General features: G+C 75.1%; 23 protein-coding genes and 1 pseudogene. 7 read left to right on the forward strand and 17 right to left on the reverse strand.

Features of this window, described 5'->3' with window-relative positions; translation table 11 throughout:
- Positions 1-11 precede the first annotated feature (11 nt).
- On the reverse strand, positions 12-2,561 hold the full coding sequence (locus tag O7606_RS07120) for an ATP-dependent Clp protease ATP-binding subunit (protein ID WP_281598273.1): 2,550 nt from the start codon (positions 2,559-2,561) through the stop codon (positions 12-14).
- 93 nt (positions 2,562-2,654) lie between these two features.
- Here O7606_RS07120 and O7606_RS07125 point away from each other — a divergent pair, with 93 nt between their 5' ends.
- The 5 genes from O7606_RS07125 to O7606_RS07145 all read left to right on the forward strand — a co-directional run bounded on the left by O7606_RS07125 (position 2,655) and on the right by O7606_RS07145 (position 7,819).
- The gene (locus tag O7606_RS07125) at positions 2,655-3,086 is read left to right on the forward strand and encodes a hypothetical protein (protein WP_281598274.1); all 432 of its coding nucleotides are present in this window, start codon (positions 2,655-2,657) and stop codon (positions 3,084-3,086) included.
- Between the two features lie 128 nt (positions 3,087-3,214).
- Positions 3,215-3,475 carry a hypothetical protein gene (locus O7606_RS07130; RefSeq protein ID WP_091462511.1) on the forward strand — a complete coding sequence of 87 codons (261 nt, stop codon included), beginning with the start codon at positions 3,215-3,217 and terminating at the stop codon, positions 3,473-3,475.
- A gap of 3 nt (positions 3,476-3,478) precedes the next feature.
- Positions 3,479-4,477 (forward strand): hypothetical protein, encoded by a 999-nt coding sequence (locus O7606_RS07135; protein WP_281598275.1) that lies wholly within the window; start codon positions 3,479-3,481, stop codon positions 4,475-4,477.
- Positions 4,470-7,154, forward strand: a complete 2,685-nt coding sequence (locus tag O7606_RS07140; protein ID WP_281598276.1) for an FtsK/SpoIIIE domain-containing protein — start codon at positions 4,470-4,472, stop codon at positions 7,152-7,154. The genes O7606_RS07135 and O7606_RS07140 overlap by 8 nt, the downstream gene beginning before the upstream one ends.
- Positions 7,151-7,819, forward strand: coding sequence for a hypothetical protein (locus O7606_RS07145; protein ID WP_281598277.1), 669 nt, complete (start codon positions 7,151-7,153; stop codon positions 7,817-7,819). Before O7606_RS07140 ends, O7606_RS07145 begins: the two co-directional genes overlap by 4 nt.
- Positions 7,820-7,864: 45 nt before the next feature.
- Here the strand turns inward: O7606_RS07145 and O7606_RS07150 are convergent, their stop codons facing one another.
- From O7606_RS07150 to O7606_RS07205, 12 genes and pseudogenes are all read right to left on the reverse strand, one after another.
- Complete coding sequence (locus O7606_RS07150; protein WP_281598278.1) at positions 7,865-8,185, reverse strand: hypothetical protein; 321 nt, start codon at positions 8,183-8,185, stop codon at positions 7,865-7,867.
- A 171-nt stretch (positions 8,186-8,356) separates the two neighbouring features.
- Complete coding sequence (locus O7606_RS07155; protein ID WP_281598279.1) at positions 8,357-9,514, reverse strand: hypothetical protein; 1,158 nt, start codon at positions 9,512-9,514, stop codon at positions 8,357-8,359.
- A 100-nt stretch (positions 9,515-9,614) separates the two neighbouring features.
- Complete coding sequence (locus O7606_RS07160; RefSeq protein WP_281598280.1) at positions 9,615-10,916, reverse strand: cupin domain-containing protein; 1,302 nt, start codon at positions 10,914-10,916, stop codon at positions 9,615-9,617.
- Between the two features lie 15 nt (positions 10,917-10,931).
- Positions 10,932-11,162, reverse strand: a pseudogene (locus tag O7606_RS07165) (hypothetical protein); the annotation flags it as partial.
- Between the two features lie 135 nt (positions 11,163-11,297).
- Complete coding sequence (locus O7606_RS07170) at positions 11,298-11,726, reverse strand: DUF2267 domain-containing protein (protein WP_281598282.1); 429 nt, start codon at positions 11,724-11,726, stop codon at positions 11,298-11,300.
- A 52-nt stretch (positions 11,727-11,778) separates the two neighbouring features.
- On the reverse strand, positions 11,779-12,177 hold the full coding sequence (locus tag O7606_RS07175; protein ID WP_281598283.1) for a TraR/DksA C4-type zinc finger protein: 399 nt from the start codon (positions 12,175-12,177) through the stop codon (positions 11,779-11,781).
- A gap of 167 nt (positions 12,178-12,344) precedes the next feature.
- A complete protein-coding gene (locus tag O7606_RS07180; RefSeq protein ID WP_281598284.1) occupies positions 12,345-12,983 on the reverse strand; it encodes a uridine kinase in 639 nt (212 codons plus the stop codon).
- A gap of 29 nt (positions 12,984-13,012) precedes the next feature.
- Positions 13,013-13,618: a winged helix-turn-helix domain-containing protein gene (locus O7606_RS07185; RefSeq protein WP_281598285.1), complete on the reverse strand. Its 606-nt coding sequence runs from the start codon at positions 13,616-13,618 to the stop codon at positions 13,013-13,015.
- A 261-nt stretch (positions 13,619-13,879) separates the two neighbouring features.
- Positions 13,880-14,470 (reverse strand): winged helix-turn-helix domain-containing protein, encoded by a 591-nt coding sequence (locus tag O7606_RS07190; protein ID WP_281598286.1) that lies wholly within the window; start codon positions 14,468-14,470, stop codon positions 13,880-13,882.
- A 46-nt stretch (positions 14,471-14,516) separates the two neighbouring features.
- Positions 14,517-15,011 carry a rhodanese-like domain-containing protein gene (locus O7606_RS07195; protein WP_281598287.1) on the reverse strand — a complete coding sequence of 165 codons (495 nt, stop codon included), beginning with the start codon at positions 15,009-15,011 and terminating at the stop codon, positions 14,517-14,519.
- A gap of 26 nt (positions 15,012-15,037) precedes the next feature.
- Complete coding sequence (locus tag O7606_RS07200; protein ID WP_281598288.1) at positions 15,038-15,481, reverse strand: cysteine dioxygenase family protein; 444 nt, start codon at positions 15,479-15,481, stop codon at positions 15,038-15,040.
- A gap of 133 nt (positions 15,482-15,614) precedes the next feature.
- A complete protein-coding gene (locus tag O7606_RS07205; protein ID WP_281598289.1) occupies positions 15,615-15,992 on the reverse strand; it encodes a signal peptidase I in 378 nt (125 codons plus the stop codon).
- A gap of 68 nt (positions 15,993-16,060) precedes the next feature.
- Here O7606_RS07205 and O7606_RS07210 point away from each other — a divergent pair, with 68 nt between their 5' ends.
- Positions 16,061-16,453 (forward strand): ankyrin repeat domain-containing protein, encoded by a 393-nt coding sequence (locus O7606_RS07210; protein WP_281598290.1) that lies wholly within the window; start codon positions 16,061-16,063, stop codon positions 16,451-16,453.
- A gap of 77 nt (positions 16,454-16,530) precedes the next feature.
- On the forward strand, positions 16,531-17,481 hold the full coding sequence (locus tag O7606_RS07215; protein ID WP_281598291.1) for a DUF3500 domain-containing protein: 951 nt from the start codon (positions 16,531-16,533) through the stop codon (positions 17,479-17,481).
- Between the two features lie 155 nt (positions 17,482-17,636).
- On the opposite strand, the gene O7606_RS07220 is transcribed toward O7606_RS07215, so the two are convergent.
- The 4 genes from O7606_RS07220 to secA2 all read right to left on the reverse strand — a co-directional run bounded on the left by O7606_RS07220 (position 17,637) and on the right by secA2 (position 22,229).
- The gene (locus O7606_RS07220) at positions 17,637-18,395 is read right to left on the reverse strand and encodes a methyltransferase domain-containing protein (protein ID WP_281598292.1); all 759 of its coding nucleotides are present in this window, start codon (positions 18,393-18,395) and stop codon (positions 17,637-17,639) included.
- A 51-nt stretch (positions 18,396-18,446) separates the two neighbouring features.
- Positions 18,447-18,947 carry a DUF2231 domain-containing protein gene (locus tag O7606_RS07225; protein ID WP_281598293.1) on the reverse strand — a complete coding sequence of 167 codons (501 nt, stop codon included), beginning with the start codon at positions 18,945-18,947 and terminating at the stop codon, positions 18,447-18,449.
- Positions 18,948-19,017: 70 nt separating this feature from the next.
- Complete coding sequence (locus O7606_RS07230) at positions 19,018-19,758, reverse strand: GAF and ANTAR domain-containing protein (RefSeq protein WP_281598294.1); 741 nt, start codon at positions 19,756-19,758, stop codon at positions 19,018-19,020.
- 176 nt (positions 19,759-19,934) lie between these two features.
- Positions 19,935-22,229 (reverse strand): accessory Sec system translocase SecA2, encoded by a 2,295-nt coding sequence (secA2, locus tag O7606_RS07235; protein WP_281598295.1) that lies wholly within the window; start codon positions 22,227-22,229, stop codon positions 19,935-19,937.
- Between the last annotated feature and the right edge of the window lie 106 nt (positions 22,230-22,335).

The raw sequence follows: 22,335 nt of genomic DNA on the forward strand, positions 1-22,335 counted from the left end.
GGCTCCTCCGCTCATCGGGGGTGGCTGGTCGTGGCCGGCTTGTGTCCACCCCGCTCGCCGGCCGACACGTGGACGTCCAGCGTGTCGTCGTGGGTGTCCACGGTGACCCGCTGGCCCGGGGAGATCTCGCCGGAGAGCAGCATCCGGGACAACCGGTTGTCCAGCTCGCGCTGGATCACCCGACGCAGCGGCCGGGCCCCGAACTCGGGCTGGTAGCCGTGCCGGGCGAGCCAGTCCACGCCCGCCTCGGTGACCTCCACGGTGACGTCCTGGGCGTGCAGCCGCCGGCGGGTCTCCTCCAGCAGCAGGCCGGTGATCTGACGCAACTGCTCCGCCTCCAGCCGGCGGAAGACGATGATCTCGTCGATCCGGTTGAGGAACTCGGGGCGGAAGTTCTCCTGGAGCCGGCGCATCAGCCGTTCCCGCAGGTCGTCGCGCTCCTGCTCGGTGCCCGGCTCGCCGGCGCCGAACCCGACCGCGCGCTGCGCCCCGGTGATCATCTCAGAGCCGATGTTGCTCGTCATGATCAGTACGGTGTTCCGGAAGTTCACTGTCCGGCCCTGGCTGTCGGTCAACCGCCCGTCGTCGAGCACCTGCAACAGGATGTTGAACACGTCCGGGTGGGCCTTCTCGATCTCGTCCAGCAGCACCACCGCGTACGGCCGGCGGCGCACCGCCTCGGTGAGCTGCCCGGCCTCCTCGTAGCCGACGTAGCCGGGGGGCGCGCCGACCAGCCGGCTGACCGTGTGCCGCTCGGAGAACTCGCTCATGTCCAGCCGGACCATCCGGTCGGCCTCGCCGAACAACGCCCCGGCGAGCGCCCGGGCCAGCTCGGTCTTGCCGACGCCGGTCGGGCCGAGGAAGAGGAAACTGCCCATCGGCCGGGCCGGGTCGGCCAGCCCGGCCCGCGAGCGGCGCACCGCCTCGGCGACCGCGCCGACCGCGTCGTCCTGGCCGACCACCCGCTCGTGCAGGTGCCCCTCCAGCCGGAGCAGCCGGTCCCGTTCCTCCTCGGTGAGCTGGCTGACCGGGATGCCGGTGGCCCGGGACACCACCTGCGCGATCTCCGGCGGTCCGACCTCCGGCACCTGTGGGGCGGCCGTCTCACCGGTGGCCATCTTGATCTGCTCGTCGAGCTCACGCAGCCGGTCCCGCAGGGCCGAGGCGCGTTCGTACAGCTCGTCGGCGACCGCCTGCTCCTTCTCCCGGCCCACCTCCTCGAGCTGGCGTTCCAGGTCCCGCACATCGGCCGCCGGGGTCCGGGTGCGCAGCCGCACCCGCGCGCCGGCCTGGTCGATCAGGTCGATGGCCTTGTCCGGCAGGAACCGGTCGGTGACGTACCGGTCGGCCAGCTCGGCCGCCGCCACCAGCGCCTCGTCGGTGAACCGCACCTGGTGGTGCGCCTCGTACCGGTCCCGCAGGCCCCGCAGGATCGCCACGGTGTCCTCGACGTCGGGCTCCGGCACCAGCACCGACTGGAACCGGCGGGCCAGCGCGGCGTCCTTCTCGATGCTGCGCCGGTACTCGTCGAGCGTGGTGGCCCCGATCACCCGCAGCTCGCCCCGGGCCAACGCGGGCTTGAGCATGTTGGACGCGTCCATGCCCCCTTCGCTGCCGGCGCCGCCGGCCCCGACCAGGGTGTGGATCTCGTCCAGGAAGATGATCAGCTCGTCGCGGTGCGCGCGGATCTCGTCGACCACCTTCTTGAGCCGTTCCTCGAAGTCGCCCCGGTAGCGGGTGCCGGCGACGAGCCCGGCCAGGTCGAGCTGGACCACCCGCTTGCCGAGCAGGGTCTGCGGCACGTCGCCGTCGCAGATCCGCTCGGCCAGCCCCTCGACGATCGCGGTCTTGCCGACGCCGGCCTCCCCGATCAGCACCGGATTGTTCTTGGTCCGCCGGGAGAGGATCTCCACGGCCTGTTCGATCTCGTCGCTCCGGCCGATCACCGGGTCGATCCGGTCGGCCTTGGCCAGGTCGGTGAGGTCCTGGCCGTACTGGTCCAGCGTCGGCGTGCCCCGGTCCGGTCGTGTGCTCATCGGTCCCCGTTCCGCCCCCGCTGCCTGCAGGGACTCCGGTTGGATCCGCCCGGCGGCCAGCATCCGCCCGGCCGGTGACTCGGGGTTCAGCGGCAGGGCCATCAGGATGTGCTCCGGGCCGATGTAGTTCGCCCCGATCGCCCGGGCGAGCTGGTGGGCGTCGAGCAGCGCCCGTTTGGCCGCCGGGGTGAGGGAGAGGTTCGGCGGCACCTCGCCGCCGGGCGCCCCGTCGCTGCCACCGAGCGCGTTGAGCAGGGTGTCCGGGCTGGCGCCGGCCCGGCTCACCAGCTCCCGCAGCGGTTGCCGCTGCAACGCCGCCCAGAGCAGGTGGTCGGTGTCCAGGTCGGTGCTGCGGCGCTGGGCCGCGCGACGGGCCGCGTCGGCCAGCATCTCCCGGGCGTCGGCGGTCATCAGGCGGGTGATGTCGACCCGGTGCGCCGGCCGTCCCCCGCCCTCCGGCCGGCCGAAGTAGCGGGCCAGGAACTCGTCCCACGGGTCGCCGCCGAAGTCAGCCGGTCCCCACATGGCATGCCCCCCGAACGGTCGGTGACGAGACCTGACACGCAGGGCTACCCGAGGGTCGCCCCGACAAACGCCGCCGGATGGCAGGGTGGGGGGATGGACACTCCACCGCTGCTGATCGTGGACGCGGCAAACGTCGTCGGCTCCCGCCCGGACGGCTGGTGGCGGGACCGGGTCGGCGCGACCACCCGCCTGCGCGACCGGCTGGTGCCGGTGGGTCCGGCCGGCGTGCCCCCGGAGCTGCCCGCCCCGGTCGAGGTGGTCCTGGTGGTCGAGGGCGTGGCCCGGGACGTCCCGGCCACCGAGGGCGTGCGGGTGGTCTCCGCGCCGGGCTCGGGTGACGACACGATCGTGGCGCTGGTGACCGAGGTGACCGACCGCCGGCGGGTGGTGGTGACCGCCGACCGCGGGCTGCGGGAGCGGGTCACCGCGCTCGGGGCGGAGGTGTACGGGCCGCGCTGGCTGCGCGGCGAGGGACAGCCGGACCGGTCCGGCCCCGGACAGCCGCGCCGCTCCGGCCCCGGGTAGCCGCGCCGGGCGGCCGGTCCCGGCGGGCGGGAGACGGACACCGGGGCGGTAACGCCGCACGGCGTGTTTTCTTTCCCGGACGGGAATAGGCTCTAATGGAGTCCTCCCCGCCCCCAGGAGGTTTCGCCGTGGCGAGCGTCGCCGAGCTCAAAGCCGCCATCGATGTCGCGCTCCAACAGATCGGTGAAGGGCAGACAGCCGTGCAGGCAGCCGGTGAGAAGCTGGCCGAGGCCCAGCAGACCCTGGCCGGCGCGCTGGAGGGCAGCGGCCACGAGACCGTCGAGGCGGCCCAGGCCTCGCTGACCCAGGCCAGCCAGGAGCTGGAGGAGTGTCTCGCCGCGACGCTTGTCGCGGTGGAGCAGGCGCAGCTCTACGTCTCCACGCTCTGACCCATGTCGATCATCGAGGATATCGGGGCGCAGGTCCGCGCCGCCTCCGACGAGTTGCCGCTGGCCCCGCTGGCCCAGGCGCTGGAGAAGTTCGCCCTGGCCACCGAGCGGCTGCGGTGGGTGCGCCAGGAGTCGTCGAACCCGATGGGGGTGCCGGAGCTGTCGGCGGCCGTCGAGCACGCCGAGTCCGCCGGGCACGCCCTGCGGGTGGCCCAGGAGCAGCTCGCCAGCTACCTGGCCGCCGTCGGACTGGGCGCGGACGGCGCGCCGGCCGGCCGTCCGCAGCCCCGGCAACCGGCGCACGACGCCCCCCGCGACGACGCGCCCCCGCCGGGCACGGTCCCGGCCGACGACCCCACCCCGGCCCCGGCGGTGCGCCGCTGGTGGGCGGTGCGGGTGGCGGAGCTGACCGGCGGCGCCGAGGGCGAGCCGAGCGGGCCGGACGAGCAGGTCACCGACGCGCGGGAGCTGCTGCGCCGGGTGGTCGGCGGGGTGAGGGCCGGCGACCGGTCCCGGGTGCACGCCGAGCTGCGGCGGGCCCACGCGGACGTGGGCCTGGGCCTGGCCACGGTCACTCCGCCGCTGCTGCGGGAGCTGGCCGGGGAGCTGCTCGGGCACCCGCCCAAGGCGCCGGACCTGCCGAAACTGCGCGACGCGCTGGACGGCCGGGTCCGTGACCTGCTGCCCGGTCTGCCGCCGCCGGTGCTGGAGACCGTGCTGACCCGGGTCTGTCGGATGCCCCCGCCGAAGCAGCGCGCCGAGGAGGAGCAGCCGCACCCGGCGGACCCGGCGGTCGCCGCCGGCGTGCTCACCGGCCTGCTGCTGGAACGACTCGGCCGGGACCTGCCCGAGGAACGTCCCGACGACGGCGCAGCCGACCGGGGCGGCGGGCCGGGGCCGGACGCGACGCGCCGATCCGGGGCCGCCGGGGCCGGCCACGATCCGGCGGGCCGACCGCGTCCGCCGGCCCCCCCGAGCGCCGGGCCGGGCCGGCATGGCTGACCGCCGGGCACAACTGGTGGGACGGGTCCGGGGTCTGCTCTCCGAGGCGTTGGGGTCGACCCGGGGCCGGCTGGCCGCCGCCCGCGCCGAGCTGGTCGCCGGCCAGGACCGCCTGGAGCGGGTGCGTCGGGCCGCGGCGACGGTGCCGCAGCGGGTCGGCGCGGAACGCGACCGCCGGCTCGCCGAGATCGACTCCCGGTACGGCGCGCAGATCGCCACGCTGGTCCAGCGGGCCGCGGCGGCGGCGGAACGGGAGGCGCCCGGGGCGGCGTCGGCGGAGTGGGCCGGCTGGACGCCGACGCCGGCCGCGCGCGCCGAGCCGCCCGGCGCGGTGCGGATCGGCACCGTCCGGATCCCCGGCGCGGAGCCGGTGCCGGCCCTGGTGCCGCTGCTGGACGTCGGCCACGTGCACCTCACCGGAGGCGACCGGGCCGGTTGCGACGCGGTGGTCGCCGCCCTGCTGCTGCGCAGCATCGGCCGGGCCGACCCGGGCGCGGTCCGGTTGATCGGGTACGACCCGGAGCACCTCGGCGGCGGCCTGGCCGGGTTCGCCCCGCTGGGCACCGCCGGCCTGCTCACCTTCGTCGGTCCGGGCGGGCTGGGCCGGCTGCTGGACGACCTGGTGGAGCAGATCCGCCGGATCAACGAGACGGTGCTGGCCGGCGAGCACTCGTCCCTGCGGGAGCTGGCCCTGGCCACCGGGCGGCGGCCCGAGCCGTGGCGGGTGGCCGTGCTGCTCGGCGGGGACGAGCTGACCCGGCACGAGCGCGGCCAGCTCGACCGGATCGTCCGCGCCGGGGCCGCCTGCGGGGTGCACCTGGTGGTGCGCGGCATCGCGCTGCCGGACGACCCGACCGTGCAGCGGGTGCTGGTCGCCCCCGGCGACGTCCGCGTCGGCGGGCCGGGCGGCCTGCCGGTACGCCTCGATCCGCCGCCCCCGCCGGTGCTGGTCACCGAGACGTGCCGGCGGGTCGCCGGAACGGTCGCGGCGGGTCCGGCCCCGACGCCGTTCACCGAGCTGCTCCCGCCGCCGGAGCAGATGTGGCGGGAGGACTCCTCGACCGCGCTGGTCGCGCCGATCGGCGAGGCGCCGAACGGCCGTCCGGTGCTGCTCACCCTGGGCGACTACCCGCCGCACGCGTTGATCGGCGGGCCGTCCGGCACCGGCAAGACCAACCTGATCTTCGCCTGGATCGGGGCGTTGGCCTCCCGCTACTCCCCCGCCGAGCTGGAGTTCTACCTGCTCGACTTCAAGGAGGGGGTGTCCTTCGCCCGGTTCGCCCAGGGCCGGCGGGATCCGAGCTGGCTGCCGCACATGCGGCTGGTCGGCATCAACGTCAACACCGACCGGGAGTTCGGCCTGGCCCTGCTGCGGTTCCTCGCCGAGGAGCTGCGCCGGCGGGCCGACGCGGCCAAGCAGCACGAGGTCACCAAGCTGGCCGAGCTGCGCGCGGTGGACCCGGACGGGCACTGGCCCCGGATCGTGGCGGTGGTCGACGAGTTCCAGATGCTGCTCGCCGGCCGGGACGTGGTCGCCCGGGAGGCCGCCGACCTGCTGGAGGACCTGGCCCGGCGGGGCCGTTCCCAGGGCATCCACCTGGTGCTCGCCTCGCAGGACGTACGCGGCATCGAGGCGCTGTGGGGTCGGCCGGCGCTGGTCGCCCAGTTCACCCTGCGGATCGCGTTGCCCAAGGCGTTGCGGATCCTGGCCGAACGCAACGACGCGGCCCAGTCCCTGCCCCGCCACCACGCGGTGGTCAACGCCGAGTCCGGGATGGCCGAGGGCAACCAGGTGGCCCGGATCCCGTCGGCCAGCGAGTGGGAGACCTGGAGCGAGCTGCAGCACCGGCTGTGGCGGATGCGCCCGCCGGACGCCGCCCCGGCCCGGCTGTTCGACGGCGACGCGATCCCCCGGCTCGCCGAGGCGCCCGACTTCCGGGCGCTGACCCCGGCCCGGCAGCCCGGCGGCCCGCGCGGCCCGGTCGCGCTGCTCGGCGAGATCATCGACGTGCAGGCCCGCTCGGCGGCGCTGCGGCTGCCCCGCGCGCCCGGCCGCAACCTGGCGGTGCTGGGCACCCGGGTCGACGAGGCGTGCGCGGTGCTGGACGCCGCCGGCCGCTCCCTGGCCCGCCAGCACGAGCCCGGCTCGGCGCGGTTCTCCATCGCCTGCCTCGACCCGGACGCCGACCACGCCGCCCGGGCCCTCTACGCCGACCTCGCCGACGACGCCGCCTGGTACGACGAGGAGACCGTGCCGGAGCTGATGGCCGAGACGGCCGACGCGCTGACCGCCCCGGGCACCCCGGCCACCCCGCACTACCTGCTGCTCTACGCCGTCGACGCGGCGGCCGGCCGGCTGGGCGCGCGGGTCGGGCGGCGTACCGGCCTGGAGCACCTGCGGCACGTCCTGCACGACGGGCCGGAACGCCGCACCCACGTGCTGGCCTGGTGGCGAGGGGTGGCCCGGATGCGCAACGACCTGGGCGGGCCGGCGTCCCGCACCGACCAGATCGGCGCGTGGGTGGCCCTCGACGTGCAGGGCGGTGAGCTGGGCTCGTCGCTCTACCCGGGCACCGGCGGGCCGGACTGGTACCCCCGCCCGTGGCGGGGGCTGTTCTTCGACCGGGCGGTGCACCGCACCGGCCAGACCATCATCCCGTACGGACTGCCCCGATGAACGAGCCGGTCACCACCGAGTCGTACGCCGCCTGCCTGCGCCGGCTGGCCGAGCTGACCGCCCAGGCGACCGCCCGGCGGGCCGAGGCGCAGGCGTGGCACGAACGCCAGTGCGCCGCCGCCGAGCGGGCCGTCCGGGAGGCCGACGAGCAGGTCCGGCGGGCCGAGGCGGAGGTGACCGAGGCGACCGAGCTGGTGGAGCGGGTGGACGCCGAGGCGACCCACCTGTGGCAGGTGCTGCGCGGTCGGGTCGGCGCGGGCGGTCGCCGGCTCGGCGACCCGCCGGGCGCGGCCCGGGACGCCTCGACCGACCCGATGGTCGCGTTGGAGCGGGTCCGGGAGCTGCTGGACCGCACCCGGCAGCCGGGGGACCTGCCCGGCTCGACGAACCCGCTGCTCGCCCTCTGCGGGGTGCTCGGCGCGACGGTCGCGTACCTGATGGGGCTGGCCGCGCGGGCCGCCGGCGCGCGGTACGGCGGTGACCTGGCCGTGGGGTTGCCGGTGATCGCCCTGGTGGTGTCCCTGCTCGGGCCGCTGATCGGGCTCTGGCCGGCGAAGCTGCTCGCCGACCGCAGGCACGCCCTGCTGGGTCCCCGGGCGATGACGATCGTGCTGGTCGCGGGGCTGCTCACCACCGTCTTCCTGCTGGTCACCTCGCCTGGCTGAGCCCCGTTCCGGTCGCGCCGCGACGGGTCCGGTCCGCGCCGCCGGTCAGCGGGCCGGCAGGCAGGCCCGCCCGGTGAACGCGGGGTCGGGTTGCCGGTCGCCCGCCCAGACCGGGTTGGCGGCGAGCGCCAACGGTGGCGCCTGCCAGGCGGCCCCGAGCCGCTGGATCAGCGCGTACTCGCGGCGGGTCCGCTGGATCGGCGTGCCGGCGAGGAAGGCGAGCAGGTCACGCTGCACCGACTCCTGCCCGAGCAGCGCGCCGTGCACGCCGACGATCTGGAAGACCGGGATGCGGCTGTAATCGCCGGGCGGGGCCTCGGTGGCCGCGACGATGGGCAGGAAGGCGATCACGCGTACCCCGGGCACCGGGCACATGAGCTGGTTGCGGTAGAAGGGCGCGTCGTCGAGCAGCGAGCGGACGAACGGCTCGTCCGGTCCCTCGTCCGGGCCGCCGAGGGCCGCGACCAGCCCGAAGATGACCCGCAGTTGCCAGCCGGTGACGACGCCCCAGCCCCGGTCGGCGTTCGGGGGCGGATACTAGGCCCGCCCGGCGTTCACCAGCGGGCTGAGCATGACCAGCGACTCCACCGCCGGGTGCGGACGCCGGGCCAGGTAGGCGCGGGCGACCATCGCGCCCTCGCTCTGCCCGACCAGCGCGACCGGGCGGCCGGTCCGCTGGTGCAGCCGGTCCACCTGCTCCTCGAGCAGCCGGACGCTCTCGGCGACCGAGATCGTGGTGGCCTGCGGGTCGTAGGGCAGGGGTTGCCCGCCCGGTCCGAGGCCCCGGTAGGAGAACTGCCGCACCCGCGGGTCGGCGGACCGCTCGCCGTCGTAGGCGGAGCCGTAGCCGGCGAGCAGCAGCACCGCCTGGTCGACCTGTGGTGGCAGCGGGCGGTCGAACACCGCCGTCTCGGTCCGCAGCGCGCCGCCGGGCACGGCGTTCACCAGCAGCGGAACCGCCGCCGGTACGGCGAGCGCCAGCAGCGCCGCCAGTGGGGTGACCGGCACCCGGGCCCACCTGACGTGGGACGCCAGCAGCGCGGCCCGCATCGTCTGCTTCCACAGCAGCCCGTTCACCAGCCCGGCGGCCGTCGCGACCGGCACCGTCCACCAGCCGGGCACGCTCCAGCACACCGCCCCGGCCACGGTCAGCGTCAGGAAGTTCAGCAACGACCAGCCGACCATCGACACCGGTGGCAGCCCCCGCCACCAGACCCGCACCACGGCGGCCCGTTGCAGGAACGGCGCCAGCAGGATCATCGGCAGCAGGGACGCCAGCAGCACCCACGACAGGGCGACCACCGCGGCGGCCACCGAGACGACCGCCCACGGCGTGACCACGAGCACGACCGTCAGGGCGAGGACCAGGTTGCGGCGTACCAGCCAACGCAGCGGTGGCCGGGGGGTCCGCGCCGGCCAGGCCAGCACCACCAGGACGGTGTGGAACACGCCCCGGCCCAGCACCACCAGGGCGAGCCAGAACAGGAAGTCCGGCCACGACTCGTGGTAGACGTAGAGCCACCGCAGGTCGTGGTAGGTGTCGTACGGCCAGACGGAGCCGCTCTGCGCAGCCAGCCCCTCGGCGGCCCGGAATCCCATGACGACCAGGACGACGCCCTCGATCATCGGCGGCAGGCTGGTCAGGACGAGCAGCCCGACCAGCCTGCGGTCCGGAGTCGGCACCACGTCCCCCATCCTGCGCCCTCCCTCGCAGGTTCCACGAGCGGCCGGCGGAATGTCGGCGATCGCGGTGGATTACCGCTGGCGGGACGGCGACGCAGGACGCCGGACGCGGTCAGGCGGGCACGACGACGGCTTCGCGCAGCAACCGGCGGGCGACGACGAGACGGTCGTCGTCGTCGAGGCCGGGCAGGTCACCGACCCGGGACACCGCGCCGGTGAGCAACGCCCGGACCGCCTCCCCGCACACCGCCGGCAGGTCGACCGTACGGTCGAACAGGCGCAGGATCACCCGGCCCGGACGGTCGTCGACGAGCTGCCAGCGCAGGCCGGGACGGGCGGTGAGGGCCATGTCGACGGTCAGCTCCCGCAGCGCGGCGGCCTGGGCGAGCGGCCGGATCGGCGCGGGCCGGGCCGCCGGCCAGAGCCGCCGGCGCAGCCGGTCGGCGACCGCCGCCGCGGGCACGGTCGACAGCCAGTCGCGCAGCGCCTCGACGGTCCCGGTCAGCTCGGGCCCGACATCGTCCGGCGCGGCCAGGTCCGCGCCGAACGGCACGCCGGCCCGCAGCCGCGGGTCCTCCGCGGCCAGCGCCAGCAGCTCCTCCACGATCGCGTACCGGGTCAGCGCCCGCACCCCGATGGTCAGGTGCAGGGAGCTGTCCTCCTGGGCCTGGGCGCTGTGCAGCCAGCCGCGGGGCAGGTACAGCGCGTCGCCGGGGCCCAGCACCACGTCGAGGGCGGCCGGGCCGTCGGCGGTGGCGGCGACCTCGTCGGCCCGGCCGCCCCACGCCTGGCGTTCCAGCGGGTCGGGCAGCACGGGCGGGTGGATCCGCCAGCGTTTACGGCCGTCCACCTGCAGCACGAAGACGTCGTGGGTGTCGTAGTGGGTGGCGAAGCCCTGGTTGCCGGGCGGGGTGAGGTAGGCGTTCACCTGCACCGGCTGCCCGATGGCCAGGGCGAGGTCACCGGCCAGGTCGACGAGCGGGGGCCAGTTGCGGTGCAGGCCCTGGAAGACCAGGGTCGCGCCGTCGGCGTACTGCTGCAGGATCCGCTCGTCGAGGACCTGGTCGCCGATCTCGGCGCCAGCGCCGCCCCCGCCGGTCCACCGGTCCGCCGGCACGAGCTGGCCGTCCCGGGCGACGCGCAGGAACGGGGTACGCAGCCCGCGCCGGCTGAGCAGCTCGTCGGCGTCGGCGGGGCTGAACAGGTCGGTGAAGCCGGCGGGGTTGGGCAGCTCGTCGGCACGGGAGAGCAGCGGGGCGCGTCCCCAGTGGGCGGCGGCAAACGTTTCCGGCCCGACGGCGACACAGCGGGCGAGGGCGGCGGGCGCGGCCGGGCCGGTGGCGGGCGGGCGCACGGAGGAGGAGACCGCCGGGCGGCTGTCGTGGCCGCCCGGCGGTCGGATGGTCGTCGTCATGGACTACCGGGCGCCACCGTCGGCGCCACCGTCCTGCTGACCCGGCGTCGCGCCACCGTCGGCCGGACCCTCCGCGCCACCGTCAGCGCCACCGTCCTGCTGACCCGGCGTCGCGCCACCGTCGGCCGGACCCTCCGCGCCACCGTCAGCGCCACCGTCCTGCTGACCCGGCGTCGCGCCGCCGTCGGCCGGACCCTCCAGGCCGCTGCCGCCGGTCGTGGTGATGTCGTCGTCGTTCAGTGCCATGGGTGCTCCCTCGGATGTGCCGCCCTCGGGTGTCGGGGGCCGCCGTGCCGCCGGTGGTACCCGCCACCCGATCTTCTCTAACCACACCGTAGTCGGCGTCCGCCGGGCCCGCGACGGATCGCGGCACGCCGCGCGTCAGGGCAGCATCCGGGCCAGGTCACCGGGCATCGTGGCCCGCACGTCGTCCCACTCGCCCTGGGTGACGTGCCGGCGCAGGGTGTCCAGGACGACCTGCACCACGCGTTCCGGACCGCCGTCGGTCTCGTACGGGAAGCCCCGCCGGACCTCGACGAGGAAGTCCTCCCGGCTGAGCTTGACCGGCACGTTCGACGGGTCCCAGCCCTCGAAGTAGACCCCCCGGACCAGCAGCGGCAACTGGGCGGAGAACTCCACGCTCTCCTGCACCGGCATCCGGTCGCGCAGCAGCCGCAGCACGGTGCGCAGCGCCGCGTAGGACTGGTTGCGGCGATCCTTGGACCAGCCGTACGCCTGCTCGATGTCCCGGAGGATCAGGTTCGTCTTGTCCAGCGAGGACTCGAACACCGAGTTCGGTTCGTCAGCCATCGGTCAACCCCCGTCCGTCGGTCTCCCACCGTCGTTGGTGTCGCGCGGGCGCTCAGGCGGCCCGCCGTTCCCGGGTCAGCTTGCAGGCGACGCAACTGGTGGCGGACGGGAAGATCTCCAGACGTTCCACCGGGATGGGCTCGGCGCAGCCCTCGCAGTTGCCGTAGGTGCCGTCCGCCAGCCTGGCCAGGGCGTGCTCGAACTGGGCCCGCCGGTCGAGAATGGTGCGCAGCAGGGACTGCGCGGTGTCCCGCTCGGCGGTCTTCGTGCCGCTGTCGGCCTGGTCGTCGCCGGCCGTGTCGCCCACCTCCACCAGCCGCAGCACCTGGCTGTCCAGCACCGCCCGCTCGTACTCCGCGGACAGCTCGTCGTAGCGTGCCTGCAGGGAGAGCCTGATCCGGTCGACGTCCTGCTGGGATCGGCCCGTACCGACCGTGTCGTGGACGAGCATCGCTGCCTGCCTTTCCTGTGGGATCGGTCGGGACCCCGGGTGGCCGGGCGGGGACGCCCGGCGACGGTCCGTCTGTGAGCCGGCCGATTACCCTTCCTCTCCGCCGGTCAAACCGGCGATTTCCGGCGTTCGGCGGGACGGGTGGCACCGGCCGGCACCCCGGGCGGTCAACCGCCGGGCGGGGTCTCCACCAGCGCCGGACGTCGGGGGTCGTCGGCCCGCACCACCACGTCGGCGAAGCTGTCCGGCGCGACCTCCTCGACGTACCGGCGCAACGCCGGCAGGGTCCACTGCCGGTCGGGTTCGGTACGACGGCGCAGGGCGGCCGCGGACAGCGCCAGGTGGACGGTCACGTCGAAGGGAAGCCCGCCGCCGAGCAGGAACGGACCACTGACCAGGACCACCCCGCCGGGTGGCAGGTGCAGGTAGTCGGCCCGGCTGGCCCGGTCGGCGCGCGGGTCCCACAGCGAGGGGAGCAGTCGGCCGTCACCTCGTGGACCGGCCGGGTCCAGCACCTCGCGGCGCAACCCCGGCTCGTCGAACCAGCCGAGGTAGTAGGAGTCCGGGTTGGTCCGGCCGTGTTCCAGGCGCACCGAGGCCGGCCGGAGGAAGTCGAGGGTACGCACGTGCAGCACCGGACGCCCGGCGGCACGAAGCGGGTCGACCAGCGCCTCGGCGAGCCGGTCCGGGGCGGCGGCGTCCGCGCCGTCCAGGGCGACCCGTAGTCGCCCCTCGGCCGGGGTGGTGACCAGGCGCTCGGTCAGCTCGGCGACGAGTCGGTCGGGGGCGATGGGACGGATCCGCATGCGGCCCATCGTGCCGGACCGCCGGGCGGTCAGCCCGTCCGGTCGACGGTGACCCGGGCGTCGTCGGCGAGCCGGTAGCCGACCCCGTACACCGTGGTGACCAGTGGGACGTCCACGCCGACCTTGCCGCGCAGCCGCCGGACGTGCACGTCCACCGTGCGCACCCCGGCGTGTTCGTACCCCCAGACGGCGTTGAGCAGTTGCAGCCGGGTGAACACCCGACGCGGGTGGGCGACCAGGTGCAGCAGCAGGTCGAACTCCAACCGGGTCAACGGCAGCGGGTCGCCGTCGCGCAGCACCGACCGGGAGGCGGCGAGGATGTGCAGGGCGGGCACGGTCGGCGCGACCTGCCGGGCCGGCGCGCGCCCGGCCGGGGCGGTTTCCGGCCGGCGTTCCGCCGGGGGCCCGGCGGTGACCACCCCTTCGCCGCGTTCGAGCAGCTCGCGGGCGGCGTCCAGCAGTCGCCGGGCCGCCGGGGTCAGCGCTTCCTCCGAGGCGAGCGGGATCGACAGGGTCACGGTGAGGACGGGTGCCGCTGTGCTGGCGGGACGACGCTGGCCGGCGGGGGGACGACCGGGAACCACGGGCTGGGACGTATGCCATCCGGCGCGCGACGAGGCGGGGCTGACCGACATGGTCCTCCTTGGCTGGTCCAGTGTCTCCCCACGGCCCGGGAACGCTCCTGCGGTCGATGCTTCCCGGTACCAGTACGAGAATCAAGGCCGGCCGTGTTGCTGGAATGTGACAATCGACGAACGCATCGGAGCCGGATGCTCGCTCTGCGTACGACGATGATTACAGCAGAACCGTCGGCAGTACCCACTGTGGGGGTGCGTGGCGACGCTCACATTCCCCTGCCGGCGCCCTCGGGAGAACCTCCGCCCCAGGTCGCGGGTTCAGTACTCCCGGTCGATGAGCACCGGCGCGTCGTCGGCGAGCCGGTAGCCGACGCCGTGCACGGTGGTGACCAACGGCACGGTCTCCCCGACCTTGGCCCGCAGCCGGCGAACGTGCACGTCGACGGTGCGCGTGACGGAGTGCTCGTGCCCCCAGACCCCGCTGAGCAACTGCCGTCGGGTGAACACCCGGCGTGGGTGCTCGGCGAGGAACAGCAACAGGTCGAACTCGATCCGGGTCAGGCCGACGGCCCGGGAGCCCCACCGCGCGTCCCGGGCCGCCAGCGACAGCGCCAGGGTCTGCGGGCCGGACGCGCGGGCGGGCCCGGGGGCCGGCGGTTGCGGGGGCGTGGGCGTGGGCGGCGCGAGGGTCTCGACGGACGCGGCACGGTCCAGCCCCCGCACCCGCAGCACCCCCTCGCCCGTCTCGGCCAGCTCGTTGAGGAGCTCGACCAGCCGGGCCAACCGGGGCGTCACCGCGCCGGGAGCGACGTCGACCGTGATGGTCAGGCCCGGGGCCGGCCGGGGTCGCGGCGGCGCGACGAGACGGGGCGTCGGGTGGGAACGCGCGGACGTGACGAAGACGGACATGGCGCCTCCCTGCTCGGGGTGCCGCGCGACGCGCCGGGTCGGCGGGTCAGAACGGCGTGGATCGGACGGCCACCGGCGCGGCGGATGGCGCCGGGGTCCGTAGGACGGTCGGGCCGAGCGCGGGTAGCCCGGCGGCGGACCAGGCGACGAAGCCACCGACGACGTCGGTGGCCCGGCGCAGGCCGAGATCCTGGAGGGCGACCGCGGCCAACGAGGAGGTGTAGCCCTCCTGGCAGAGGACCAGCACCTGGAGGTCGTAGCCGACCACCTCGGGCAGCCGGGCGGGACAGCGCGGGTCGAAGCGCCACTCCAGCACGTTGCGCTCGACGGTCAGCGCGCCCGGGACGGTGCCGTGGGCGGCCCGCTGGGCGGCCGGTCGGATGTCGACGAGCATCGCGCCCTGCCGGTGGGCCACGTGCGCCTGTTCGGGGTCGAGCCGGCGCAGCCGGGCCCGCGCAGCGGAGAGGATCTCGTCGATGCCCCGGGAGCCGGGCGGCGCGGCCGGGGGCGACAGACGGGTACGGCGGTCGGTGGATGGCATCGTGCTCCTCGGAGTGGATCGGGGCCTCACCAGGCGACGCCGGCTCGGGCGACCTCGGCGACCTGGAGCAGGCCGTCGGTGAGGCGGTAGCGGGTCATCCGACGCAGGGCGGGCCGGTAGACGTGCACGCTGACCGCCGGCTGGTCGCCATGGTTGGTCACCTGGTGCACGTGTCGTACGCCGAACCTACGCCCCGTTCCGGCACGGAGTTGGCGTGGGCGCAACCGCCCGTCGGAGACGATCTCCTCGGTCAGGGCGCCGGAGACGATCAGGAATGCGCCGGAGGAGCCGCCGTGGTCGTGCAGGTCGGTGCCCTGGCCCGGCAGCCAGGTGAGGAGCCAGGCCTCGTGGTCCGGGTGGGTCGCGAGCCGGGCGTACCACCGGTCGATCGGATCGAACCGGATCGGCAGCGGCGCCGCGGCGTGTCGACGGGCGACGGCGAGCAGGTCGGGTCCTGAGCGGTGGTCCATGGTGGTTCCTCGTGACGGTCGGGCTACGGAAGCTCACCCAGAATAGCCGCCAAAACCTAGCGGATTAGTAGGCTTTCCCGAAAGTTGGGACGACCGGACACGGAGGCCGACGACGGGCCACCACGCCGGGCGCTCAACGCCGGGTCGGCGGCTCCACCCGGTAGCCGGGCACCGACGGCCAACGCACCGTGACCAACACGGAATCCCGCTCCGCGTACCAGGAGTGGTCCACGCCGCGACCCCAGACCAGATAGTCGCCGGGGCGCCGCAGCAGCACCGTGCGATCCGGCAACTCCACCCGGAACGCCCCGCTGACCAACACCAGCAGGGCGGTACGTCGCTCGTCGGTCGCCCACCGGGCCCGGGCCTCCCCCGCCGCGTGCACGCCCCACTTCACCTCCACCTCGGCGCTGTGCCGCACGTCGCCGTCGGCCATGAAGTGACCCAGCAGCCAACCACCGTTGCCGGCCCCGTCGGGACCGGCGTTGCCCACGTACACGCTGTCGTCCATCCTGCTCCTCTCCGCACGGCCGCAGCAGGCTAACCGGGACGTCGGGACCCGCTGGCTACCCTGGTCGGGTGACCGACGCGCTCGACGACGAGACCCTGGCCTTCGCCCACCGGATGTTCGACCTCGCCCGGGGCGGCGCCAGCGCGGAGCTGGCCGCCCAGGTCGACGCCGGCCTGCCGGTGAACCTGACCAACAGCAAGGGCGACACCCTGCTCATCCTCGCCGCCTACCACGCCCACCCGGAGACGGTGGCCGCGCTGCTGGCCCGGGGCGCCGACCACGCCCGGGCCAACGACCGGGGGCAGACGGCGCTCGCCGCCGCGGTCTTCCGCAGTTGCGACGAGGCCGTCCGGGCGCTGCTCGACGCCGGGGCCGACCCGGACCACGGCAGCCCGTCGGCCGTCGAGACCGCCCGCTTCTTCGACCTCGGCCCGATGCTGACCCTGCTCGGCCGGGAGTGAACGCGACGCCGCGCCCGGCGGGTCGTCCCCCGCGGGCCGACCACCCGGCGGGCCGCCCGTCCGGTATACCGGACGGCATGGAGGATCCGCTGCCCGAACGGATGCGCGCCGCCGCCGGCGCCCTGCTGGTCGCGCTCGACGAGCCGGCCCGTGCCGCGGCGGCACGCCCGTTCGACGACGACGCCCGCCGCCGGCTGGAGTACCGGCCCCGACCCCGGGCCGGGGTCTGCCTGGCCGACCTGGACCGTGCCGGCCGCAAGGCGGCCCACCGGCTGCTCGCCACCGCGCTCAGCCCGCACGCGTACGCCCAGGCCGTGACGATCATGGCGCTGGAGGAGGTGCTGGACCGGGCCGAGGACTGGCGGCGCGGCCGGCACAGCGGCGACTACTGGGTGGCCGTCTTCGGTGACCCGGCGCACGACGACCGGTGGGCGTGGCGGCTGGAGGGGCACCACCTGTCGGTCACCATGACCGTGGTCGCCGACGAGGTCTCCCCCGCCCCGGTGTTCCTCGGCGCGAACCCGGCCACCGTCCGGTACGCCGGCCGACCGGTGACCCGGCCGCTGGCCGCCGAGGAGGACCTGGCCCGCGCCCTGCTGGACGCGATGGGCCCCGCCGCCCGCGCCGCCGCGGTCGTGGCCGAGCAGGCGCCCGAGGACATCATCAGCGCCACCCGGTCGACCGCGCCGGGGCGGATCGACCCGCTCGGCGTCCCCGCCGCCCGCCTCGGGCCGACCGGACGGGCCCTGCTCGACCAGGTGGTCGCGCTCTACCTCGACCGGCTGCCGCCCGACCTCGCCACCCACCAGGCCCGCCGGCTGGCCGACGGGGAGCTGCACTTCGCCTGGGCCGGGTCGGCCACCCCCGGACGCCGCCACTACTACCGGGTGCAGGGCGACGACCTGCTCATCGAGTACGACAACACCACCGCCGACGGCAACCACGCGCACACCGTGCTGCGCCGGCCGTCGGCCGACTTCGGCGCGGACCTGCTCGCCGCCCACCACGCCGAGGCGCACCCGCGCTGACCAGCCCGCCCGCCGCTCCACCCGTCCGGCCGCGGTCCCGACCGCCACCCGCCGCCGCTCCACCCGCCCGGCCACGGGCCCCGACCGCCACCCGCCGGCCGCCCGGTCCCCCGGACCTACGGCCGGTCCCCCGGGTCCACCGGCCGGTCGCCGGGTCAGCCCGGCCGGACCGCCTCGATCAGGAACCGCCGGGCCTGCGCCACGAACGGCCCCTCGGCGACGATCCGCTCGTGCAGGCGGCGCAACTGCGGCCGGTACCGGTCGACGGTGAAGCCGGGCACCGTCCAGACCACCTTGCGCAGGAACCACACCACCGCCGCGACGTCGTGGAAGACCGCCCGGAGGGTGGCCGTGCGCAGGTCCACCACGGTCAGCCCGGCGGCCTCGGCGGCGGCGGCGACCCGCTCCGGTCGACGGGCGTCGCCCACCGGGACCGGGCCCAGCATCGCCTCGATCAGCTCGTGCATCTGGCCGGCGCCGATCTGCTGGGAGAGGTACCGCCCACCGGGGCGCAGCACCCGGGCGACCTCCGGCCACCAGGTGTCCACCGGGTGCCGGCTCGTCACCAGGTCGAACGCAGCGGCCCGGAACGGCAGCGGCGGGCGGTCGGCGACAGCCACCACGGTCGCGCCGACCCGGCGCAGCGTCCGCCGGGCCAGCGGCACGTTCGGCGGCCACGCCTCCGTGGCGACCAGCAACCGGGGCGGCCGGGGAACCCCGGCGAGCACCTCACCGCCGCCGGTGTCGACGTCCAGCGCGGCGTCGGCCCGCGCCATCCGGTCGGCGAGCAGACCGGAGTAGCCCCAGGGCGGGCGTTCCTCGCTGGCCCGGCCGGTCAGCCAGGCGAAGTCCCACCCCTGGACGGGCACGGCCGCCGCCTCGGCCACCAGGTCGTCGAAGTCGCGATCGGACATCCGGCGAGTCTCACCCGGGCCCGCCCTGCCCGACAACGGCTTTCCCGACGGTCAGGCCCGCTGCCGGGAGATCTCCACGGTGGACCCGGCGACCGCGCCGAGCGCGTCCAGGGTGCCCGGCTCGACGTGCTCCCGGTCGAACCGCCGGACCAGGTGGGTGCCCAGGAACACCCCGAACGCGCCCACCGCCAGCGCGGTCAGCTCGGTGGCCAGCAGCGCCCCGGACGCCCCCCGTCCCGGCGCGTCGGCCCGCACCAGGCAGGTCACCACGAACAGCGCCGCCATCACCAGGTTGGCCAGGTTGAAACTGATCGCGGTGCGCCGGGTCGCCCCGGCCGGCACGTCCCAGAGATCCACCATGCCGGCCATGCCGGCCAGCGCGGCGGCGACCAGCGCCGCCACCGCCGTCCAGTAACCGACCTCGCCCAGGAACGTCGGCCCACCGGCCAGGTCGAACAGGTCGAACAGGGTCGCGCAGACGAAGAGTCCGAACGGGAAGGTCACCAGCATGGGTTGGATCGGATGACCGTGCACCCGCAGTCGACTCTGCATGTCCCCTCCCGGGGGGTCGGCTCAGCTCCTCACCCCCGGGCAGCTACCCGGAGGGCGGCACCGCAAACGGTCAGCCCTCCCGTGGCCGGGAGACCGTGACCACCAACCGCTCGGCGACCTCCCGCAACGGAATGGACAACGCCGAGGCGGCGCTGCGCAGCACCTGGAGCGCGTCCGGCGCCGGGCAACCCCGCTGGGTCATGATGACACCGATCGCCTGCCCGATCACACCCTCCTGAAGGAGAGACTCGTCGATCTCACCGGCCAGCGCGGCCTGCCGGGCCCGACCCCGCACCCCGGCCAGCAGCAGACCGGCGTGCTCGGCCAGCAGCATGGCGGTGAGCTGCCGCCGCGCGGTGAGCGCGTCCGGGGTGCCGGCGTACAGGTTGATCGCGCCGATCACGTGGTCGTCGATGTCCAGCGGGGTGGACAGCACGCCGTGCACGCCGAGCGCCCGGGCCCGGTCCGTCCAGGCCGGCCAGCGCTCCTCGGTCACCAGGTCGGTCGAGAGGATCATCTCGCGCCGGTGGATCGCGCTCATCGCCGGGAAGTCCGGGCCCTGCCCCAGGTCGTCCAACTCGGCCAGACGCGGGTCCGAGGCGGCCACCCCGGCCGGCTCACCGGCCCGCAGGACGGTGAAGCCGCACCAGGCGACCCCGGGCACGGTGTCCCGGGCGATGGTCACCAGTCTGGACAGTGCCTCGTCGAAATCGGTCACGTCGAGCAGCGCGGCAGTCAACTCCCGCAGCAGCGCGGCGGTCTCCAGCACGCCGAGCGTCTCCACCGCCGGCTCGTGCATCTCCAGGTTCACCGGATCACGGCCTCCGCCGCCGCCGCGCCGGGCGCGGCTCCCCCCACTGTCAGTACCGTCATCACGCTCTCCTGACTCCAAGGACCCGGCCTACTACCCCACAGAACCCTGGTCGAAACGGCACGAAGGGGCCCCCTCGCCGGACGACCGCCACGGCGAGGGGACCACCGGGCCGATCAGCGCGAACCGGACGTCAGCCGGCGACCCACCGAGGCGATGAGTCGGTCCAGCTCCGAACCGAACGGGTTGTCGTGCACCAGGTACGTCCAGGTGGCGCTCGGTCGGACCAGCTTCGCGGCGTCCGGCTCCCAGTCCTCGTCGAACTCGGTCTCGGTGAACGTGGCGATGGTCCGCGTCTCGATCTCCGGGATCAGCGCGGTGAACGCCGGCACCGCCGCCCGGTGGAACTCGTCGAGCGGGTCGAGTCGGCCCAGCGCCCGCAGGTGCACGCCCTCCCGGACCTCGGAGAGCTCGGCCAGGTGCTCCGCCCAGAGCCGGTCGGTGTGGAAGAGCGCGATCGACCGGCCGACCCGGACGAGCAGGTCCTCGTCCATCTCGCCGGCCTTCTCCGGCACCCGGTCCAGCAGCATCAACGCGGCCACGTCGGAGGTCAGCAACCGCTCCCGCCGCTCGGCGAGCGCCTTGCGCTGCTGCTCGATCACCACGCTGTACCGCCAGGTGTTGCGGTGGATCTCGTGGTTGACGCCCTCCGCGACCCGCTGGGCGTGCTCCACCGCGAAGTCCACCTGGTCATCGGTGACCAGACCGTCGGCGTTCATCCGGGGCGACGGCGGAACCGCGTCGGCGGCGTGCCGGACCACCAGGTCGTCCTCCAGGCTGACGAGGAACACCGAGCCGCCCGGGTCGCCCTGCCGGCCGGCCCGGCCCCGGAGCTGGTCGTCGACGCGGCGGCTGTCGTGCCGGCCGCTGCCGATGACGTACAGGCCGCCCAGCTCGGCGACCCGGTCCCGGTCGGCCTGGTCGCTGCCGCCGAGGCGGATGTCGACGCCCCGGCCGGCCATCTGGGTGGAGACGGTCACCGCGCCGTACGCGCCGGCCTCGGCGATGATCGCCGCCTCCTCGTCGTCGTTCTTGGCGTTGAGCACCACGCTCGGCACCCCGGCCGCGTTCAGCCCGGCGGCGAGCTGCTCGGACTCCTTGACGTCCAGGGTGCCGACCAGCACCGGCCGGCCCGCCTCGTGGCAACGCCTGATCTCGTCGATCAGCGCTTCGTCCTTCTCCGCCCGGGTGGCGTAGATGCGGTCCGGCTCGTCCTCGCGGACGCAGGGGGTGTTCGGCGGGATCACCGCCACCTCCAGCCCGAAGAACTCCCGGAGCTGGTCGCCGACGAGCACCGCGGTCGCGGTCATCCCGCAGAGCTTCGGGTAGAGCGCGATGTACGCCTGCACGGCGATCGTGCCGAGCACCTCCCCCTCGGCGGTGGCGTCCAGCCCCTCCTTCGCCTCCACGGCGGCCTGGAGCCCGTCCGGCCAGCGGCGCCGCTGGGCCACCCGGCCACGCATCTCGTCGATCAGCTCGACGGTGCCGTCCCGGACGATGTAGTCGACGTCCCGGTGCAGCAGGGTCTGGGCGTGCAGCGCCACGTTCACCGCGGAGAGCTGGGCGACGTTCTCCTCGGCGTACAGGTCGATCCCGCCGAGCTTGGCCTCGACGGCGGTCAGGCCGGCGCTGGTGAAGGCGACGCTGCGACCGTCCTCGGCCACCGTGTAGTGCTTGCCCCTGCGCAGGCCGCGCACCAGGGCGGCGGCGGCGTGCACCGGATCCTGCTCGCCGGGCACCGCCCCGGCGAGCACCATCGGCACCCGGGCCTCGTCGATCAGGATGGAGTCGGCCTCGTCGACGATGGCGGTGCGCAGCGGCGGCTGCACCCGGTCGTCGACGTCGGTGACGAGCTGGTCGCGCAGGTAGTCGAAACCGGCCTCGCTGACCGAGACGTAGGTGACGTCCCGGGCGTACGCGTCGCGCCGCTCCTGCGGGGTGGACGCCTCGTTGACCCAGCCGACGGTGAGACCGAGCAGGTGGTAGACCGGCTCCATCCACTGCGCGTCCCGGCGGGCCAGGTAGTCGTTGACGGTGAGCACGTGCACCGGGCCGTTGCCCAACCGCACGTGGCCGTACGCGGCGACGGTGGCGGTGAGCGTCTTGCCCTCACCGGTGGCCATCTCGGCGACCTTGCCGGAGAGCAGCGACATCGCGCCGAGGAGCTGCACGTCGTACGGCCGTTGGTCGAGGCCGCGGCGGGCCGCCTCGCGCCCGATGGCGCAGATCTCGACGTACCCCTCGGCCTTGCCGGCGGCCTCGGTCAGCTCGGCGTCGTCGAGCGCGGCGAGCTCCTCCCCGCGGGCCTCGATCTGCGGCAGCAGTTTCTCCAGCGGGGCCAGGTCCACCGTGCTGCCCGGCCGTTGGAGGAAGCGCCGGAACCTGCTCTTCAACCGTTGCGACACACCCATGAGCCGCAACGGTACGCGACCCGGGGCCGGCTGTGCGGCCCGGTCGGCGTCGCCGGCCCCGGAGTGTCGCCACTGTCGGCCGTCGTCCCTGGTCAGCGAGGCGCGG

Source organism: Micromonospora sp. WMMD882 (genome assembly GCF_027497255.1).
Classification (GTDB): domain Bacteria; phylum Actinomycetota; class Actinomycetes; order Mycobacteriales; family Micromonosporaceae; genus Micromonospora.